This window comes from Variovorax sp. Varisp53 (assembly GCF_059491555.1).
Genome location: NZ_CP168512.1, coordinates 5516797 through 5536010 on the forward strand (window position 1 = coordinate 5516797; position 19214 = coordinate 5536010).

At 67.7% G+C, this 19214-nt stretch carries 16 protein-coding genes; 9 read left to right on the forward strand and 7 right to left on the reverse strand.

What is annotated here, in order from left to right:
• Nucleotides 1-172: 172 nt before the first annotated feature.
• Nucleotides 173-2107, forward strand: a complete 1935-nt coding sequence (locus ACEOAB_RS25940) for a serine protease (protein ID WP_235508035.1) — start codon at nucleotides 173-175, stop codon at nucleotides 2105-2107.
• A gap of 111 nt (nucleotides 2108-2218) precedes the next feature.
• Nucleotides 2219-3892 (forward strand): peptide chain release factor 3, encoded by a 1674-nt coding sequence (locus ACEOAB_RS25945; protein WP_495653191.1) that lies wholly within the window; start codon nucleotides 2219-2221, stop codon nucleotides 3890-3892.
• A gap of 65 nt (nucleotides 3893-3957) precedes the next feature.
• Here ACEOAB_RS25945 and ACEOAB_RS25950 read toward each other — a convergent pair whose 3' ends face one another.
• Genes ACEOAB_RS25950 through ACEOAB_RS25960 form a run of 3 tightly spaced genes read right to left on the reverse strand, consistent with a single transcriptional unit; the run spans nucleotide 3958 to nucleotide 6610 of the window.
• Nucleotides 3958-4761: an ABC transporter permease gene (locus ACEOAB_RS25950; protein ID WP_413748770.1), complete on the reverse strand. Its 804-nt coding sequence runs from the start codon at nucleotides 4759-4761 to the stop codon at nucleotides 3958-3960.
• A 5-nt stretch (nucleotides 4762-4766) separates the two neighbouring features.
• Entirely contained in the window at nucleotides 4767-5618 is an 852-nt protein-coding gene (locus ACEOAB_RS25955) for an ABC transporter permease (RefSeq protein WP_056595602.1), read from the reverse strand.
• Nucleotides 5615-6610, reverse strand: a complete 996-nt coding sequence (locus ACEOAB_RS25960; protein WP_413748769.1) for an ABC transporter ATP-binding protein — start codon at nucleotides 6608-6610, stop codon at nucleotides 5615-5617. The genes ACEOAB_RS25955 and ACEOAB_RS25960 overlap by 4 nt, the downstream gene beginning before the upstream one ends.
• Nucleotides 6611-6704: 94 nt before the next feature.
• On the opposite strand from ACEOAB_RS25960, the gene ACEOAB_RS25965 reads away from it, so the two are divergent.
• Entirely contained in the window at nucleotides 6705-7544 is an 840-nt protein-coding gene (locus tag ACEOAB_RS25965; RefSeq protein WP_413748768.1) for an HAD-IIB family hydrolase, read from the forward strand.
• A 36-nt stretch (nucleotides 7545-7580) separates the two neighbouring features.
• On the opposite strand, the gene ACEOAB_RS25970 is transcribed toward ACEOAB_RS25965, so the two are convergent.
• From ACEOAB_RS25970 to ACEOAB_RS25985, 4 genes are all read right to left on the reverse strand, one after another.
• Nucleotides 7581-8555: a Bug family tripartite tricarboxylate transporter substrate binding protein gene (locus ACEOAB_RS25970; protein ID WP_056595611.1), complete on the reverse strand. Its 975-nt coding sequence runs from the start codon at nucleotides 8553-8555 to the stop codon at nucleotides 7581-7583.
• A 128-nt stretch (nucleotides 8556-8683) separates the two neighbouring features.
• The gene (locus ACEOAB_RS25975) at nucleotides 8684-9724 is read right to left on the reverse strand and encodes a histone deacetylase family protein (RefSeq protein ID WP_056595614.1); all 1041 of its coding nucleotides are present in this window, start codon (nucleotides 9722-9724) and stop codon (nucleotides 8684-8686) included.
• A gap of 7 nt (nucleotides 9725-9731) precedes the next feature.
• The gene (ocd, locus tag ACEOAB_RS25980) at nucleotides 9732-10781 is read right to left on the reverse strand and encodes an ornithine cyclodeaminase (protein WP_056595617.1); all 1050 of its coding nucleotides are present in this window, start codon (nucleotides 10779-10781) and stop codon (nucleotides 9732-9734) included.
• 135 nt (nucleotides 10782-10916) lie between these two features.
• Nucleotides 10917-12329 (reverse strand): aminotransferase-like domain-containing protein, encoded by a 1413-nt coding sequence (locus tag ACEOAB_RS25985; protein ID WP_495653192.1) that lies wholly within the window; start codon nucleotides 12327-12329, stop codon nucleotides 10917-10919.
• Nucleotides 12330-12492: 163 nt separating this feature from the next.
• Here ACEOAB_RS25985 and gabT point away from each other — a divergent pair, with 163 nt between their 5' ends.
• Genes gabT through speB form a run of 6 tightly spaced genes read left to right on the forward strand, consistent with a single transcriptional unit; the run spans nucleotide 12493 to nucleotide 19081 of the window.
• Nucleotides 12493-13785, forward strand: coding sequence for a 4-aminobutyrate--2-oxoglutarate transaminase (gene gabT, locus ACEOAB_RS25990; RefSeq protein ID WP_056595623.1), 1293 nt, complete (start codon nucleotides 12493-12495; stop codon nucleotides 13783-13785).
• Between the two features lie 27 nt (nucleotides 13786-13812).
• Nucleotides 13813-14907: an ABC transporter ATP-binding protein gene (locus ACEOAB_RS25995; RefSeq protein WP_369648969.1), complete on the forward strand. Its 1095-nt coding sequence runs from the start codon at nucleotides 13813-13815 to the stop codon at nucleotides 14905-14907.
• 55 nt (nucleotides 14908-14962) lie between these two features.
• On the forward strand, nucleotides 14963-15991 hold the full coding sequence (locus tag ACEOAB_RS26000; RefSeq protein WP_495653193.1) for an ABC transporter substrate-binding protein: 1029 nt from the start codon (nucleotides 14963-14965) through the stop codon (nucleotides 15989-15991).
• Between the two features lie 54 nt (nucleotides 15992-16045).
• Nucleotides 16046-17269 (forward strand): ABC transporter permease, encoded by a 1224-nt coding sequence (locus tag ACEOAB_RS26005; protein ID WP_413749029.1) that lies wholly within the window; start codon nucleotides 16046-16048, stop codon nucleotides 17267-17269.
• 22 nt (nucleotides 17270-17291) lie between these two features.
• Nucleotides 17292-18110, forward strand: a complete 819-nt coding sequence (locus ACEOAB_RS26010; protein ID WP_056595636.1) for an ABC transporter permease — start codon at nucleotides 17292-17294, stop codon at nucleotides 18108-18110.
• Nucleotides 18111-18121: 11 nt separating this feature from the next.
• Complete coding sequence (speB, locus tag ACEOAB_RS26015) at nucleotides 18122-19081, forward strand: agmatinase (RefSeq protein ID WP_413749028.1); 960 nt, start codon at nucleotides 18122-18124, stop codon at nucleotides 19079-19081.
• Nucleotides 19082-19214 lie beyond the last annotated feature (133 nt).

Genomic DNA, 19214 nt, shown 5'->3' on the forward strand with positions numbered 1-19214 from the left:
CGATCCAAGCACGGATTTGTGGCGAAATTTCGCATTTCCGTGCCATTTGCACAGCAGACACACAGCGAATTTTAAAGAAAGGCCTTGCCTTACCGGACAATTGCGTGTCAATACGTAACGTCCAGGGAGGCAAGGTATGCGCGCAAGCGTCGGAATAAGTTTGAGCACGGTCATGCTGTCAGTTCTGCTGACCGCATGTGGAGGATCAAGCAGCGGCGGTGGATCTGTCCCATCCGCCGCGGTGTCGGGCTCCGACACGGCAGTCAAGACTGCGGAGCCGAGCCCTCCCGCCAGCGCTGCCCCCGCACTGATCGAGTCGAGGGTGCAGTCGCCGGAACTCGCGGCAACCGACGTCAGCCCCTTCAAGGACCGTCCCGTGGGACGCGCCCCGACGCCACGGCATGTGGTTCTGCCAGCACTTCCGCCAGAGAGCGCCGTTCCCCTGAAGTCGGCCCCCGCGATCTTCGGCACTCCCACCAAGATCGGTGTTGCACGCCGGATCGCTGAAACTGCGAACGTCCAGGCGGTGTCCAGCATGATGAGTTGGACGCCTTCGGAACGGGGAGGCAAAGTGGCCGCTTTGCGATTCGCATCACCGAATGCAAGAGGTGTTCGCATCGGCCTGCGTGTCGAGAGCCTTCCCCCGGGCACCATGGTGCGCTTCTACGGCGACGCGAGTCCAAAGATCTACGAGGTGTCCGCGCAGGAAATCCTCACGGCCATTCAGCGCAATCTCGACGCAGGCGATTCGAGCGACAACGCGCGCACCTATTGGTCGCCCAACATGGGCGGTGAAGCTCTCACCGTCGAGATCGAGGTCCCACCCAACGCCGTGCTCGAAGCGGTCAAGGTGGCGGTGCCCATGCTGTCGCATGTGTCCATCGACATCACCAAGCAGGACTCGCTGGAAAAAGTGGGTGAAGCCGGCTCATGCAATCAGGACGTTACCTGCGCCTCCCAATACAACACCCTCAGCAAGTCCGTGGCGTTGATGGACTTCATCGACAACGGGAGCAACTATGTATGCACCGGCACCTTGCTCAACGACCGCATGTCGACCGGCACGCCATATTTCCTGAGCGCAAACCATTGCATTTCCAACCAGACGGTCGCATCGACTCTCTACACCTACTGGTCCTACAAGTCCGCCAGCTGCAACAGCACGCAGGTCAGTCCTGCGCTGACCGCCATGACCTCCGGCGCCACGCTGCTCTATGCGGAGTCGACGACCGACACGTCCTTCATGCGGCTGAATTCGCAACCGCCGGCCGGTGCGCTGTTTGCCGGTTCAAGCCCGTTCGACCCCAGTTCATTCGACGGCATTCAGGGCGTCTATGGCGTGCATCACCCTAAAGGTGATTTGCAGAAGTACAGTGAAGGCGACTATCTCGGAACCGCGGCTTGTGCAAATTCGAGTTGCTCTTCTTCAACAGGAAGCAACGGCAAGTTTCTGGCAGTGAGATGGAATCGGGGCGTGACCGAGGGCGGCAGTAGTGGGTCGGGGCTGTTCCGGAGACTCAATGGCAAAGACTATCTCGTCGGGCAATTGTGGGGCGGAGCGTCTTCGTGCAGCCAGCCCGGCGGGTATGACTTCTACGGGCGCTTCGATCTCCCCTTCAACGCCGCGCTGCAGCCGTGGCTCAACGCACCTTCCACGACGGTGCGTACGACCATCTACCGCTTCTACAACACCAGAACAGGCGCGCACTTCTACACCTCCAACGTGCCGGAGCGCGACCTCGTCATCACAAAGCTGCCTGAGTACAACTACGAAGGTCCTGCCTTCTTCGCGTTTGCTGCCGCAGCATCAGGCACCAGCCCGGTTTATAGGTTCTACAACACGCGCACCGGCGCGCACTTCTACACGATCAGCGAGCAGGAGCGCGCTAATGTGCAGGCGACCTTGCCCTGGTATTCGTACGAGGGCGTGGCCTGGTACGCCAACACCTCGCAGGCCGGCGGTGCCACCCCGATGTTCCGGTTCTACCAAACGAAGGTCCAAACTCACTTCTACACAATCAACGCAAGCGAGCGGGACAGCGTCCAACAGAATCTTCCGATGTACACCTACGAAGGGATTGCGTATTTCGGTTGGACGAACCTTTGATCCACGTAGCGCCGCGGCTACGCGGCGCCACCGGATCGGGTGTTCGATCATGAAATTCACTGCCACGGCAGGCCTTGAGCGGGGAATCCAGCACGGGCTCGCCGCTGGCAGATGCACATCTGCGAAAATCGCGGGTTCCCTGGAGTTCCCGTGTCATCCCCCTTCCTTGCCGAAACCCGCCGCCGCCGCACCTTCGCGATCATTTCCCATCCTGACGCCGGCAAGACCACGCTGACTGAAAAGCTGCTGCTGTTCTCCGGCGCGATCCAGATCGCCGGCTCGGTCAAGGCGCGCAAGGCCTCGCGCCACGCCACCTCCGACTGGATGGAAATCGAAAAGCAGCGCGGCATCTCGGTGGCCTCGTCGGTCATGCAGATGCTGTACCGCGAGCACGTGATCAACCTGCTCGACACGCCCGGCCACAAGGACTTCTCGGAAGACACCTACCGCGTGCTCACCGCCGTCGACTCGGCGCTGATGGTGATCGACGCGGCCAACGGCGTGGAAGCGCAGACGCGCCGGCTGATCGAGGTCTGCCGCCAGCGCGACACGCCCATCATCACCTTCGTCAACAAGATGGACCGTGAAGTGCGCGAGCCGCTGGACATCCTGGACGAGGTGGAGCGCGAACTCGGCATGCCCTGCGTGCCCATGACCTGGCCCGTGGGCCAGGGCAAGAGCTTCCGCGGCATCATGAACCTGCGCACGCAGGCGATGACGGTGTTCGAGTCGGGCAGCGAGCGGCTGCCGCACGACTTCGAGACCATTCCGCTGAGCGAACGCGACACGCTCGTCAAGCGCTTCGGCGCCGACTTCGAGCACGCCATGGAAAGCATGGAACTGGCCACCGGCGCCTCCCCCACCTGGGACCGCGAGGCCTTCCTGGCCGGCAAGCAGACGCCGGTGTTCTTCGGCTCGGGCGTGAACAACTTCGGCGTGATGGAAGTGCTCGACGCGCTGGTCGACCTGGCCCCCTCGCCGCAGTCGCGCACCAGCACCACGCTGGTCAACCGCCAGCCGGTGGTGAAAGAGATCCAGCCCGAGGACAAGGACTTCGCGGGCGTGGTCTTCAAGGTGCAGGCCAACATGGACGCCAACCACCGCGACCGCATCGCCTTCGTGCGCATGGCCTCGGGCAAGTACACGCCGGGCATGAAGCTCAAGGTGCAGCGCACCGCGAAGGAGCTGCGCCCCACCAGCGTCGTGACCTTCATGAGCCAGCGCCGCGAGGCGGTGGAAGAGGCCTACGCGGGCGACATCGTGGGCTTCACCACGCACGGCGGCGTGCAGCTGGGCGACACCATCACCGACGGCGCGAGCCTGCAGTTCACCGGGCTGCCCTTCTTCGCGCCCGAGCTGTTCATGACCGTGATCCTCAAGAACCCGCTGCGCACCAAGCAGCTCCAGCAGGGCTTGGCCCAGCTCGGCGAGGAAGGTGCGATCCAGGTGTTCCGTCCCGAGGTCGGCGGGCCGATGCTGCTGGGTGCCGTGGGGCAGCTGCAGTTCGAAGTGGTGCAGCACCGGCTGAAGGCCGAGTACGACGCCGACGTGCGGCTCGAAGGCTGCCAGTACACAGGCGCGCGCTGGATCACGGCCGACACGCCGGCCGAGCTGCGCGAGTTCGTCAATGCCTACCCGGTGCGCATGGCCAAGGATGCGGCCGACACGCTGGCCTTTTTGTGCACCTCGCCTTACGACGTGCGGCTGGCGCAGGAGCGCTTTCCGAAGATCCACTTCCATCCGCTGCGCGAGCACGCGGGGCTGGCGCTGCAGAGCGCGGGGTAGAAGGCGAGAGCGGACTTCGGACGCAGAGGGGACGCTAAGGTCCCGCGAAGTACGCAAAGATCCACTCAGCTGCCAGTCGACGCATAGCGGCGCAACCCGAAGCGCCACACCCCGAACGCCGCCGCGAGAAACACGAACCCCGCGAGCGGCGACACCCAGCCCACCCACACCGGCGCGCCCAGCGGATCGGGCTTGCCCAGGATCGACAGCGCCGGGTAATAGGCCACGCAGGCCAGCGGCACGATAAAGGTCAGCACGCGGCGGAACCACTGCGCATACAGCGCCAGCGGGTACTGCGCCGCCTGCACACCGCCGTAAGTCAGCACATTGGCGATCTCCAGGCTCTCCACGGTCCAGAACGACAGCGTGCCCTGCAGCACCAGGATGCCGAGGAACAGCGCAACGCCACCGGCCATGGCGAACAGCGCGATCGCTACGGCGCCCGGCGTCCACGCGATGCCGGCCTGGTGCGTGGCGAACGCGACCACCGCCAGGCCCTGCAGCAAGCGGCCGATGCGGCTCAAGCGGAAGTCGTTGCCCATCAGCTGCAGCGCGAGCGGACGCGGACGCAGAAGCAGGCGATCGAAGGCCCCGGTGCGCAGGAACTCGGTGCCGAGCACGTCGAAGCCGCGGCCCAGAGCATCGGCCAGTGCGAACATGCAGTTCACCAGGCCGTAGAACAGCGCCACCTCGCCGATGCGCCAGCCCTGCACGTCGCCGAAGCGGTGGAACAGCGCCCACACGGCGATCACCTCGATGCCGGTGCCGAGGAACTGGCCAACGGTCAACATCAGCGCCGAGGCCGGGTAGCGCGCCTGTCCACCGATGGACGCACCCACCAGCCGGAAGAAGAGCGGAAGCGATCCCATCGCGCTCACCCGCCCTGTACCTGGAGGCCGCGCATCGTGCGTCCCATCGCGAAATGGCCGAAGGACACGAGTAACGCGATCCAGAAAGCCTGCAACCCCAGCCCGCCGACGGCCTGCCAGCCCTGCAGCTGCCCGAAGTACAAGCGCGCCGGAATGTCCATCAGCCCGGCCAGCGGCTGCATCAGCAGCGCGGTCTGCCAGCCATCGGGCAGCATCGCGAGCGGCAGCAGGTTGCCCGAGAGCACGATGACCACCGGCGTGGCCACCGCGCTGATGCCTCGTTCGTTGAGCGCGGCGGTGGCCGCCACGTTCAGCAGCATCACCATCGACGTCGAGAGCAGCAGCGCGAGGACGGCCGACAGCGCGAAGGCGAGCCCCGCTGCCACACCCGCCGGCAGCTGCCATGCCCATTCGCCCAGGCCGGCCAGCGGCAGCGCGACCATCGCGAAGACCGCCATCAGCGCAATACGCGGCAGCACGCGCGCCGCAATCCACCCGGCGCTGCGCGCGAACCACAGCGCATAGGCATCGACGGGCCGAAGCCGGTCGTAGGCGACGGCGCCGGTGCGCACCGCCTGCCCCACTTCCGGGTCGCCCAGCCAGGGCAGCAGCACGAGCAATCCCTGCGCGAGCCACGTATAGGTGATGGCCTGCGCGAGCGACATCGAACTGCTCGCGCCCGTGGTGGCCGCGTGGCCGTAGAAGGCCGCGAACACCATCACCTTGATGCCGCCCCACCAGCACTGCGTGGCGAAACCGGCGAGCGCGGCGGTGCGGTACTGCAGCATCTGCAGGAAGCGCGACGCGAAGGCCGCGAGGTAGGGCCGCGCAAGATCGCGCGGGCTGGTCGCCGTCATGCCTCGGCCGCTCCGTGCATGGCATAGAAGCGCGCGATGACGGCTTCGATCGCCAGGCCTTCCAGGCGAATGTCTTCCACCGCGTGCGCGGCCGCGATGCGCGCGATCAAGGCTGGCGCGGCGGTCTGCGCCGGATCGAAGTCGAGCACCAGCGTCTGCCCGTCGCGCGAATGCACCCTCGCGCCGGCCACCTGTTCCGGCAGCTCGGCATCCTGCGCGAAATCGACCACCAGCCGCCGCTCCGCCATCACCTGCGCGCGCAGCGCCTCGACCGGGCTGTCGGCCAGCACGCGGCCGTGGCCGATGATGATCACGCGCCGGGCCAGCGCCTCGATGTCGTGCATGTCATGCGTGGTCAGCAGCACGGTGGTGCCGCGCTCGCGGTTGGCGCGGCGCACGAAGTCGCGCACCGCCAGCTTCGACGGTGCATCGAGCCCGATGGTCGGCTCGTCGAGGAACAGGATGTCGGGCTCGTGCAGCAGCGCCGCAGCGATCTCCGCGCGCATGCGCTGGCCCAGCGAGAGCTGGCGCACCGGCTGCGCGAGCACGCGCTCCAGGTTCAGCAGCGCCACCAGCTCGTCGCGCATGCGGCGGTAGCGCGCGGGGTCCACGCGGTAGATGTCGCGCAGCAGGTCGAAGCCGTCGCCCACGGGCAGGTCCCACCACAGCTGCGTGCGCTGGCCGAAGACCACGCCGATGCGCGCCACGTGGCGCTCGCGGTCGGCGAAGGGATCGCGGCCGTCGATCTCCACGCGTCCGCCGTCTGGCCGCAGGATGCCCGAGAGGATCTTGATGGTGGTCGACTTGCCCGCGCCGTTCGGCCCGATGAAGCCCAGCAGCTCGCCGCGCTCCAGCGAGAACGACACGCCCGACAGCGCCTCCACCGTGCGGTGCCGGCGCTGCACGAGCCCGCGCAGCGCGCCCATCACGCCGGGATCGCGCTCGGAGATTCGATAGGTCTTGCGGAGGTGGTCGACGAGGATGTGAGGCATGGAAGGCGCCGCTCCGGCCTCGATGGCGCGGCGGGGGCGGGATGCTACACGAAAGCGCCGGTACGATCGCCGCTCTCCCAGCATTCCCCGCTCCATGCCTTCCCTGCCCTCCTCGCCGCACCATCTTCTTCCGCTGACCCGATGGCCCGAGGCCGCGCGTGGCGCGCTCGTCGGCGTCTTCACCGACATCGACGACACGCTGACGCACGAGGGCGCCATCACGCCCGATGCGTTGCGCGCGCTGGGCGATCTCAAGGCGGCGGGGCTTTCGGTGGTGGCGATCACGGGCCGGCCGGTGGGCTGGAGCCTGCCCTTCGTCAACGCCTGGCCCGTCGATGCCATCGTGGCGGAGAACGGCGCGGTGGCGCTGCTGCCCTCGGCCGACGGCCGCGTCGAGAAGCGCTACCAGCAGGACGAGCCCACGCGCGTCGCCAACTTCGCGCGCATGCAGGCGGTGCTGGAACGCATCGAGCGCGAGCTGCCGGGCGTGGGCCGCGCCACCGACTCGCCGGGGCGCGAGACCGACATCGCCATCGACCACAGCGAATTCGTGCAGCTGAGCGACGCCACGATCGCGCAGGTGGTGGCGCTGATGCGCGGCGAGGGCATGCACGCCACCGTCAGCAGCATCCACGTCAACGGCTGGTACGGCGACAACGACAAGCTGGAAGGCGCGCGCTGGATCGTGCGCGAACTGTGGGGCCGCGCGCTCGACGGCGAGATGGACCGCTGGGCCTACGTGGGCGACTCCACCAACGACCAGCTGATGTTCCGCAGCTTCGCGCACAGCATTGGCGTGGCGAACGTCGCGCGCTTCGTGCCGCAGCTGGAACACCTGCCGCGCTATGTGACGCAGGGCGAGCGCGGTGCGGGGTTTGCCGAGGCAGCGCGCGCGATCATCCTGGCGCGCCCGCGCCTCGACACGGCTGGCTGACCCGGCTGACGGGCGATCCGGACTAAAGCCGCAGGCTTACTTCTCCTTCGCCAAGCCCAGCTTCTCGATCACCACCTTCTCCCGCACCACCGTGTCCTGCGCAAACTTGGTGTACTGCGCCGAGCTCATGTAGTTAGGCAGCATGTCGTAGCGCCCCAGCGCCGCCACGTAGCTCGGCTCTTCCATCGCCTGCTTGAACGCGTCGTGCAGCTTCTTCACCACCTCGGGCGGCGTGCCCTTGGGGGCGCCGATGCCGAAGGGCGAGTTCTGCACCACGTCGTAGCCAAGCTCCTTGAGCGTGGGCGCATCGGGGAACTTGGCCAGGCGCTTCTCGCCCCAGGTGTTCAGCACGCGCAGCTTGCCGGCCTCGACCTGCGGCGCAAAGCCGGTGCTGTCGGCGGCAGCCATGAGCTGGCCGCTGACCACCGCGAGCATCAGGTCGGCACTGCCCTTGTAGGGCACGTGCTGCAGCTCGATGCCGGCCTTCTGCGCGACGATCTCCGTCGTCAGGTGCGGGCTGGTGAGGTTGCCGGTGGAGCCGTACGTCAGCTTGCCGGGGTTGGCCTTGGCGTAGGCGACGAAGTCGGCCCAGGTCTTGAAGGGGCTGTTGGCGGGCACCACGATGCCGAAGGCATAGCCCGTGACGTTGATGACGTACGTGATGTCCTTGAGCGGGTCCCAGTTGATCTTGGTGGTGTAGCCCATGCGGAACACGCCCAGCGGGATCTGCGCGACGGTGTAGCCGTCGGGCTGCGAGGTCTGCAGCGCCTGCGCGGGCAGCGTGCCGGCGGCGCCGGGCTTGTTGTCGACGATGACCGGCTGGCCGAGGATCTTGCTCGCGTTGTCGGCGAGCTGGCGCATGGTGATGTCGGTCGGGCCGCCGGCCGGAAACGCGACGATCAGCTTGATGGGCTTGGTGGGAAAACCCTGCGCGAAGGCCGCCATCGGAAAGGCGAGGCCGCAGGCGGTGAGCGTGGCGGCGGTACGGAGAAAGGTGGAGCGGCGGAGCATGGCTGACGGGGGTCCTGACTTTGAAACCGCCAATTGGGCCTCGCCCCGTTGGCGAAGGCAATCGGGGCTCCCCTGATTTCCCCGGGGAAACCCGGGCCATCGTCACACCGGAGTCGCCTGCGCGTCAGCTACGCCTGTTCGAAGCCTTCGAGCACGTTGACCGCGTTGATGCCCACCTCGGCCACCGCATAGCCGCCCTCGAAGACGAACACCGTGGGCAGGCCCGCGCGCGCGAGGTCTTCGCCCATGCGCAGATAGTCGTCACTCCCGAGCCTGAAGCCCGCGACCGGGTCGCCCTCGAAGGTGTCGACGCCGAGCGAGACCACGAGCGCGCCGGCCTTCACCGCCGCGATGCGGTCGAGCGCGGTCTTCAGCGCCGCGCGCCACGCTGTGAAGTCCGTGCCGCGCGGCAGCGGCAGGTTGTGGTTGAAGCCCTTGCCCTGCCCCGCGCCGCGCTCGTCGGCATGGCCCAGGTAGTACGGATAGTCGGTCAGCGGATCTCCGTGCAGGCTGGCGAAATGCACGTCGCTGCGCTCGTAGAAGATGGCCTGGGTGCCGTTGCCGTGGTGGTAGTCCACGTCGAGCACGGCCACGCGCTCGACGCCCGCATCGCGCAGCGCCTGCGCCGCGACCGCGGCATTGTTGAGAAAGCAGTAGCCACCGAAGAAATCGGCGCCCGCATGGTGGCCCGGTGGCCGCGTGAGCGCGAAGGCGGCGCGCTCGCCGCCAACGACGCGCTGCGCCGCGGTCCACGCGCAGGCCGCACCGTGTCGCGCCGCGGCCCAGCTGCCCGCCATCAGCGGCGTGCCGGCATCGAACGAGAACAGCCCCATGCGCGCCGGAAAGCTCTTGGGCAGCACATCGGTGCGCATGCCGCGCGTGGGCCAGTACGAAGGCAGCGCATCGCGCGACACGTTGGACGGGTCGAGCGCCACCCACTCATCCCACGCATGCGCAATGAAGTCCAGGTAGCGCGGCGCATGCACCTTCGCCAGCAGCGCCTCGTCGAAGGCATCGGGCGCCTGCAGCGCGCCGAGGCGGCGGCGCTCCAGCTCGTGTTTCACATGGTCGACGCGGGCCGGAACCTCGAAGCACGGCACGAGTTCGCCGCGGAACATTTCGACTTTGCCATGGTGAAGAACGTGCTGGTCGTTGTAGATCGTGAGCATGCCGCCATCATGCCGCACGCCGCAGCACTGTACGGCGCCGACCCGAGGCCGTGAGGCCGAACAGGTCCTTCGGGTCGTCGAGCTCGGGCACCAGCGCGATCTGCTGGCCGACGCCGCGTTCGGTCGCAATGCGCTGTATGTAGCGCAGCGCCGTGTAGTCTTCCAGCGCGAAGCCGACCGAGTCGAACAGCGTGACCTGCTCGGGAGTTTCGCGGCCGGGCACTTCGCCGAGCAGCACGCGCCACAGCTCGTGCACCGGAAAGTCGGCCCCCACCTGCTGGATCTCGCCCTCCACGCGGGTCTGCGGCTCGTACTCGACGAACACGCGCGCCTTGTGCAGCACGTCGGGGTGCAGCTCGGTCTTGCCGGGCGAATCGCCGCCCACCGCATTGATGTGCATGCCCGGCTCGATCATCTCGGGCGTGAGCACGGTCGCGCGCCCCTGGCAGGCGGTGACGGTGGTGACGATGTCGGCGCCGCGCACGGCATCCGCCACGCAGCGGGCGCGCACGATGTCCAGCGGCGTGCACACCGACAGGTGGCGCACCAGCTTGTCGGTGGCGTGCGGGTCGGTGTCGTACACGCGCACTTGCTCGATGCCCAGCAGCGCATGGAAGGCCAGCGCCTGGAACTCGCTCTGCGAGCCGTTGCCGATCAGCGCGAGGCTGCGCGAACCGGGTCGCGCCAGTGCCATGGCCGCCATCGCCGAAGTTGCGGCCGTGCGCAATGCGGTGGTGAGCGTGAGTTCCGAAAGCAGCACCGGGTAGCCCGTATCGACTTCCGCCAGCACACCGAAAGCCATGACGGTCGGCAGCCCGAGCTGGGTGTTGTTCGGATGCCCGTTGACGTACTTGAAGGCATAGGCGCCGTCGTCGGCCACCGGCATGAGTTCGATCACGCCGAGGTGCGAATGGCTGGCCACGCGCGCCTTCTTGTCGAACTCACGCCACCGCAGGAAGTCGTCGCGCAGCGCGTCGGCCAGGGCCGTGAGGAACTGCGGAACGCCGGTCTCGTCCACCAGGCGGACCAGGCTGTGAACATCGATGAAGCGGGTCATGACATGGCTCCTTGCGTAGCCCTGTCGCGGCGCTTCATCCCCTCACATGTTTACTCCACCATGGCTGGTTCAGGATGCGCCTGCGCCAAGGGTTGAAGCCATTGTGCGCCTGCTTGCGCGGCATTGCGAGCAACGTCAGTCGTACCTGCGCTGTTCTTCGATGCTGCGCTCCAGGAAGCGCCAGAGACGCTCGTCCTCGCTGAAGGCCACGTTGAAGCGCAGCCAGCCGGTGGGATGCGGGTTGACCAGGAACAGCTGGCCCGGGCCGAGCATGATTCCCTCGGCCGCGGCGCGCCGCGAGAGCTCGGAGCTGTCGGCAATGTCGGGGTGCCGGGCCCACAGGTACATGCCGGCCGCAGGCTCATGGAACAGCTCGAAGCCCAGTCCGCTCAGCCGCCGCGCGACACTGCCATGCGCCTGCGCGAGCGCCTCGCGCAGCGCCTTGAGATGCTTGCGCCAGCGGCCGTCGGTCACGGTGCCGAAGGCCAGGCGCTCGGTGATGTCGGACGACGTGAGGCCCGAGACCATCTTGAGCTGCGCCAGCTCGTCGAGCAGCTCCGGCTGCGCGACCACGTAGCCGACACGGATGTTCGGCGAGATGGTCTTCGAATAGCTGCCCACGTAGACCACGCGGCGCAGCTGCCCCAGGCTGGCGAGCGAGGGGCGCATCGACGCGTCCATCTCGGCGTAGATGTCGTTCTCGACCAGCGTGAAGTCGTGCGCCTGGGCCAGCTGCAGCAGTTGCACCAGCTGCGGCAGCGAGGCCATCGAGCAGGTCGGGCTCTGCAGCCGGGGCTGGGTGAAGAAGGCCTTGGGCCGGTGCTGCGCGAGCAGCGCCTCGAGCGCGGGCATGTCGTAGCCCGAAGGGATGCGCGGCACGCCGATGATCTCCACGCCCAGGAAGCGCAGCATGAACATCAGGTTCGGATAGCCCGGGTCGTCCACCAGCACCGCATCGCCCGGCTTGAGCAGCCGGCGCGCGACCAGGTCCAGCGCCTGACTGGAACCCTGGGTCAGCAGGACCTGGGCGGCATCGACCACGATCTGCTGCTCCGACAGCGCCTCGGCCGTCGCCATGCGCAGCGCCATGTGGCCGAAGGGCAGGCCGTAGCCGCCGATGTCGGTGCCTTCGGAGGCGAGGTGGCGCAGGCTGCGGCGCATGCCGTCCTCGAACAGCCAGTCGTGCGGCAGCCAGCCGCAGCCGGGCTTGAGCGGCAGGTTGCGGTTCTCGAAGATCTGCTGCAGATACCAGCGGGCGTCGAAGCGCGGGTCCGGGCGGGGCGTGCTGGCCGCACCGGCGGCGCTCTCGTCGCTGCGCCGCTTGACGAAGAAACCGGCGTTGGCGCGCGAGACCAGCAGGCCCTGCGCCACCAGCCGGTCGTAGGCCTCGACCACCGTGAAAACACTGACGCCGTGCGCCGCGGCAAAGGCGCGGATCGACGGCAGCTTGCTGTCGGCCTTGAGCTTCTGGGAGCCGATCAGTCCGCGCAGCCCTTCCACGATCTGGCTTACCAGCGGCGTCGGCTGTTCGGGACGAAGAATGAGCATCGGGGGGCGTCTCCGGCAGTCCGGGCTGCACCATATTGAGGAAAGTATGTACAGGATACAAGACCAGTACAGTCTTCCGGGCGATCACTTCCGGTGTACATGGCTGGATCGATTCGCGCGACCTAGAGTGCCGGCATTCCTCCTTCAAAGCACAGGTCGTACCATGCAACGCGAACCCCATCTCAGCAATGCCGCCCTCATGGCCCGCCGCAGCGCGGCCGTCGCCCGCGGCGTCGGCCAGGCCCATGAAATCTTCGTCAGCCGCGCCGCCAACGCTGAACTGTGGGACGTCGAGGGCCGCCGCTACATCGACTTCGCCGGCGGCATCGCGGTGCTCAACACCGGCCACTGCCACCCGGAGATCAGTGCCGCCGTGAAGGCGCAGGTCGATCTCTATTCGCACACCTGCTTCCAGGTGGTGGCCTACGAGCCCTACGTGGAGCTGGCCGAGCGCCTGAACGCGCTGGCGCCCGGCGCGTTCGCGAAGAAGTCGATCTTCCTGAGCACCGGTGCCGAGGCGGTGGAGAACGCGGTCAAGATCGCCCGCGCCCACACGCGGCGCCCCGGCGTCATCGCCTTCACCGGCGGCTACCACGGCCGCACGATGATGACGCTCGGCCTGACCGGCAAGGTGGCTCCCTACAAGATCGGCTTCGGCCCCTTCCCGGGCGAGGTGTTCCATGCGCTGTACCCGAACGCGCTGCACGGCGTGAGCGTGGACGATGCCCTGCACTCGGTCGAGCTGCTGTTCAAGAACGATATCGAGCCCGAACGCGTGGCGGCCTTCATCCTGGAGCCGGTGCAGGGCGAGGGCGGTTTCTACGTGGCGCCCAACGACTTCATCGAAGGCCTGCGCGCGCTGGCGGACCGCCACGGCATCCTGATCATTGCCGACGAGGTGCAGACCGGCGCCGGCCGCACCGGCACCTGGTTCGCCAGCGAGCAGTGGCCCGTCGCGCCCGACCTGATCACCACCGCCAAGTCGATGGCGGGCGGCTTCCCGATCTCCGGCGTGGTGGGCCGCGCCGAGGTGATGGACGCTCCCGCGCCCGGCGGCCTGGGCGGCACCTATGCCGGCAGCCCCATCGGCTGCGCCGCAGCGCTCGCGGTGCTGAAAGTGTTCGACGACGAGCAGCTGCTCGCGCGCAGCCGGGCGCTGGGCGAACGGCTCACGGCCGGCCTGCGCCGCATCGCGGCCGGCGAGCCGGCCATCGGCGACGTGCGCGGGCTCGGCGCCATGGTGGCCATCGAGCTGTTCGAAGAGGGCGACACCGCGCGGCCCGATGCCGCACTGACCCGCCAGGTGGTCGCGGAGGCGGCGCGGCGCGGGTTAATCCTGCTGTCATGCGGCACCTACGGCAATGTAATTCGTGTACTGGTGCCGCTCACGGCATCCGACTTGCTTGTGGACGAAGGCCTGGCGCTTCTCGCGGACAGCTTCGCCGCGCTGCGCTGATCGACCGATCCTTTCCCGGAATCCTCCATGACAGCAGAACCCTTGGTGCGCTTCCAGCGCGTCCAGAAGACCTACGACGGCGAACACCTGGTGGTGCGCCAGCTCGACCTGGACATCCACCGCGGCGAGTTCCTGAGCCTGCTCGGGCCTTCGGGGTCGGGCAAGACCACCACGCTGATGATGCTGGCGGGCTTCGAGTCGCCGACCTCGGGCGAGATCCTGCTCGACGGCAAGCCGATCACCCGCACGCCGCCGCACAAGCGCAACTTCGGCATGGTCTTCCAGAACTACGCGCTGTTTCCTCACCTGAGCGTGGGCCAGAACGTGGCCTATCCGCTCACCGTGCGCAAGGTTTCGAAAGACGAGCAGCAGCGCCGCGTGCAGCGCGCGCTCGACATGGTGCAGCTGCGCGGCATGACCGACCGCCTGCCCGGCCAGCTCTCGGGCGGCCAGCAGCAGCGTGTGGCGCTGGCGCGCGCCCTGGTGTTCGAGCCGCAGCTGGTGCTGATGGACGAGCCGCTCGGTGCGCTCGACAAGCAGCTGCGCGAGCACATGCAGCTCGAGCTCAAGGACCTGCACCGCCAGCTCGGCGTGACCTTCGTCTACGTGACGCACGACCAGGGCGAGGCGCTCACCATGAGCGACCGCGTGGCGGTGTTCAACGAAGGCGTGATCCAGCAGCTGGACACGGTCGACAGGCTCTACGAGACGCCATCCAACCGCTTCGTGGCCGGCTTCGTCGGCGACAGCACCGTGCTCAAGGGCCAGCTGGACCGCGGCGGCGAGCACGCCGAGATGAAGCTGCCCGACGGCCGCGTGCTGCGCGGGCTCAACGTCGGCGGCGCGGCCGCGGGTGCGGCCGTGGAGGCCTGCATCCGCCCCGAACGCGTGGTGCTGCACCGCCGCCCGGAGACGCAGGGCACCAACATGCTCGCCGCCGAGGTGGCACGCGTCATCTACTACGGCGACCACCTGCGGCTCTTGTGCAGCGTCGGCGGCGGCCAGACCGAAGCCACCGTGAAGCTGCCGCTGGACGGCCTCGACGGCGCCGCTGCGCCGCGGGCCGGCGAAGCGGTGGTGCTCGAATTCCCCACCGCGCATGCGCGCATCTACGCCCCCTGATCCCGGTCCGTTGTTGTTTCCTCGTTTCCTTTCATCACCCAGGAAGATTTCCATCATGAAAAAGACATTCCTCGCCTGCATCGTCGCCGCCAGCTTCGCGCTGCCGGCCCTCGCCCAGCAGCAGCTCACCGTGGTCAACTTCGGCGGCGCCAACGCCAATGCCCAGAAGAAGGCCTACTACGAGCCCTACGAGAAGACCGGCACCAAGATCATCCCGGTCGAATACAACGGCGAACAGGCCAAGATCAAGGCCATGGTCGAGACGAAGAAGGTCACCTGGGACGTCGTCGAGGTCGAATCGCCCGACGCGGTGCGCGGCTGCGACGAGGGCCTGTTCGAGAAGCTCGACTACTCCAAGATTGGCAACAAGGCCGACTTCCTGCCGGCCGCCGTCACCGACTGCGGCGTGGGCCTGTTCGTGTGGTCGACCGTGATGGCCTACAACGGCGAGAAGCTCAAGACCGCGCCCACCAGCTGGGCCGACTTCTGGGACGTGAAGAAGATCCCCGGCAAGCGCGGCATGCGCAAGGGTGCGCGCTACAACCTCGAGTTCGCGCTCATGGCCGACGGCGTGAAGCCGGCCGATGTCTACAAGGTGCTCGCCACCAAGGAAGGCGCCGACCGCGCGTTCAAGAAGCTCACCGAACTCAAGCCGAATATCCAGTGGTGGGAAGCCGGTGCGCAGCCGCCGCAGTTCCTGGTGGCCGGCGACGTGGTGCTGACCACGGTGTACAACGGCCGCATCGACGCGGCCAACCGCGAAGGCCGCGACCTCAAGATCTACTGGCCGGGTGGCATCTACGACCTCGACTACCTGGTGATCCCGAAGGGCGCGCCGAACAAGGAAGCCTCGCTGAAGTACATCCAGTTCACGATGCAGCCGGCCAACCAGGCGGTCTATGCCCAGAGCATCGCCTACGGCCCCACCAACACCAAGGCGCTGGCCTCGCTCAGCCCCAAGGTGCTGGCCGACCTGCCGACCTCGGCGGCCAACGCCAAGGATGCGCTGCAGTTCAGCGTCAGCTTCTGGGCCGATCAGGGCGAGGCGCTCGAGAAGCGCTTCGCCTCCTGGGCCACGCAGTAAACGAGCGGCGCGAAAAAGGCCATGCACGCGGCAACGTCTGTCCCCCAGGTTTCGATGCAGGCTCCGCCCGGCGAGCTTCGGCGTGCGCTGGCGCGCGCCGAGGCCCGCCGCAAATGGCGCGCCTTTGCGCTCACGGTGCCGCTGCTGGTGTTCCTGCTGCTGACCTTGCTGGTGCCCATCGTGGCGCTGCTGCAGCGCGCGGTCGAGAACCCCGAGGTGGCCAATGCGCTGCCGCGCACCGTGCGTGCGCTCGACGGCTGGAACCGCAAGGAGGCGCCCGCGCCGGCGGCCTATGCCGCCATCGCGGCCGACCTCGGCCAGCTGCCCGACAGCTCCGACGCCGGCGCCCTGGCGCGCCGCCTCAACACCGAGATCGCAGGCGCCCGCTCGCTGGTGATGGGCACCTTCCGGGCGCTGCCGATCACCGGCACGCCGGAAGAAGTCAAGGCGCGCATGCTGGAGCTCGACCCGCGCTGGGGCGAGGCGCCGTACTGGCAGGCAATCGCCAAGAACGGCTCCCGCTGGACGCCCGACTACCTCTTAGCCTCGGTCGACCTGCGGCGCGACGTGGCCGGCGAGGTGGAGCGCATGCCCGCCGACCAGCGCGCCTTTGCGGGCATCCTGCTGCGCACCTTCCAGATCAGTGCCGTGGTCACCTTCTTCTGCCTGCTGCTGGCCTATCCGCTGGCCTGGTGGCTGTCGACGCTGCCGGCGCGCAAGGCCAACGTGCTGATGATCCTGGTGCTGGTGCCGTTCTGGACTTCCATCCTGGTGCGCGTGGCGGCGTGGATCGTGCTGCTGCAATCCGAAGGGCTGGTCAACCGCGGCCTCATGGGCATCGGCCTGACCGACCATCCGCTGGCGCTGCTGTTCAACCGCACCGGCGTGATCATCGCGATGGTGCACATCCTGCTGCCCTTCATGATCCTGCCGCTCTACAGCGTGATGAAGAGCGTGCCGCCCACCTACCTGCGCGCGGCCGTCTCGCTGGGCAGCTCGCCGCTGGCGGCCTTCTTCCGCGTGTACGTGCCGCAGACCTATCCAGGCATCGGAGCCGGCGCGCTGCTGGTCTTCATCCTGGCGATCGGCTACTACGTGACGCCGGCGCTGCTCGGCGGCGCGGACGACCAGATGCTGAGCTACTACATCGCGCGCTACACCAACGTGGAAATCAACTGGGGCATGGCCTGCGCGCTGGGCGCCGTGCTGCTGGTCGCCACGCTGCTGCTGTACGCCGTCTACCGCCGCATCGGCAAGGCCGAGCTGAGCCTCGGATGAGCGGCACGAAAGACAGACAAGCATGTTCAAGCTTCCCCAATTCCCGGCCTATGCCACCTTCGCCGACAAGCTCGGCTGGTGGCTGGTGCGCGCCGGCTGCGTCGCGGTGCTGGCCTTCCTGCTGGCGCCGATCCTGGTGGTGATTCCGCTGTCGTTCTCCGACAGCTCGTTTCTGGCCTACCCGATCCCGGGCTGGTCGCTGCGGTGGTATCGCAACCTCTTCGAGTCGCCCGAGTGGGCGCGCGCGGCGCGCAACAGCTTCATCGTCGCGCCGGCCGCCACGGTGCTGGCCACCGTGCTGGGCACGCTGGCGGCGGTGGGCCTGTCGCGCACGAGCTTCGCCTTCAAGGGCCTGCTCATGAGCGTGCTGATCTCGCCGATGGTGGTGCCGATCGTGGTGGTGGGCGTCGCCACGTACCTCTACTTCGCACCCATCGGGCTGGCCGACACCTACTTCGGGCTGATCGTGGTGCACGCGGCGCTGGGCGCACCTTTCGTGCTGACCACGGTGCTCGCCACGCTGGCCGGCTTCAACCAGAACCTGGTGCGCGCATCGCTGAGCCTGGGCGAGACGCCGTTGCGGACCTTCATGCGCGTCACGCTGCCGGTGATTGCGCCGGGCGTGATCTCGGGCGCGCTGTTCGCCTTCGCCACCTCATTCGACGAAGTGGTGGTCACGCTGTTCCTCGCGGGGCCCGACCAGGTCACGCTGCCGCGCCAGATGTTCACGGGCATCCGCGAGAACATCTCGCCCACCATCGCCGCCGTGGCGACGCTGCTGATCATCTTCACCACCACGCTGCTGCTCGCGCTCGAATGGCTGCGCGGGCGGCGGCGCTGAACCCATACGCCATGCCGATCACCACGACACCGAACCAGCCGCTCGGCGGCAACACGATGCCGCGCTTCGCCGGCCCTGGCACGATGATGCGGCTGCCGGCCGCAACCTCGCCGGAGGGGCTGGACGCGGCGTTCATCGGCGTGCCGCTGGACATCGGCACTTCCAACCGCCCGGGTGCACGCTTCGGGCCGCGCCAGATCCGCGCCGAATCGGCGCTGCTGCGGCCCTACAACATGGCCACCGGCGCGGCGCCTTTCGACAAGCTGAACGTGGCCGACCTGGGCGACGTGCCGATCAACACCTATTCGCTCGACAAATCGCTCGACATCATTTCGACCTTCTACGACTCGGTGCTGGCCGCCGGCTGCGCGCCACTGACGCTGGGCGGCGACCACACCATCGCGCTGCCGATCCTGCGCGCGGTGGCGCGCAAGCACGGCCCGGTCGCGCTGGTGCACGTCGATGCGCATGCGGACGTGAACGACGACATGTTCGGTGAGCGCATCGCGCACGGCACACCGTTCCGTCGCGCCGTCGAGGAGGGCCTGCTGGCCTGCGACAAGGTCTGGCAGATCGGCCTGCGCGGCACCGGCTACGCAGCGGACGATTTCGACTGGCCGCGCGAGCAAGGCTTCACGGTGGTGCAGGCGCACGAGGTCTGGTACCAGTCGCTCGCGCCGCTGATGGCGCAGGTGCGCGAGCGCATCGGGCCGACGCAGCCGGTCTACATCAGCTTCGACATCGACGGCATCGATCCTTCGTTTGCCGGCGGCACCGGTACGCCCGAGATCGGCGGGCTCACCGTGCCGCAGGCATTGGAGATCGTGCGCGGCTGCCGTGGCCTGAACGTGGTGGGCGCCGATCTGGTGGAGGTCAGTCCGCCCTATGACATCAGTGGGAACACTGCGCTGCTCGGGGCCAATCTGCTTTATGAAATGCTGTGTGTGCTTCCGGGGGTGCCGTTTCGGTGAGGGACTGTTCGGGGGGCGTGCACAGGACACCGGGTACTCCCCTCCGCGAATGTCCCCCGGCCTTCGGCCTCCTCCTTTATTTCGCTGCGGGGAGTACCCGGTGCCCTGCGCACTGGACGCGCTGCTGGTGTAC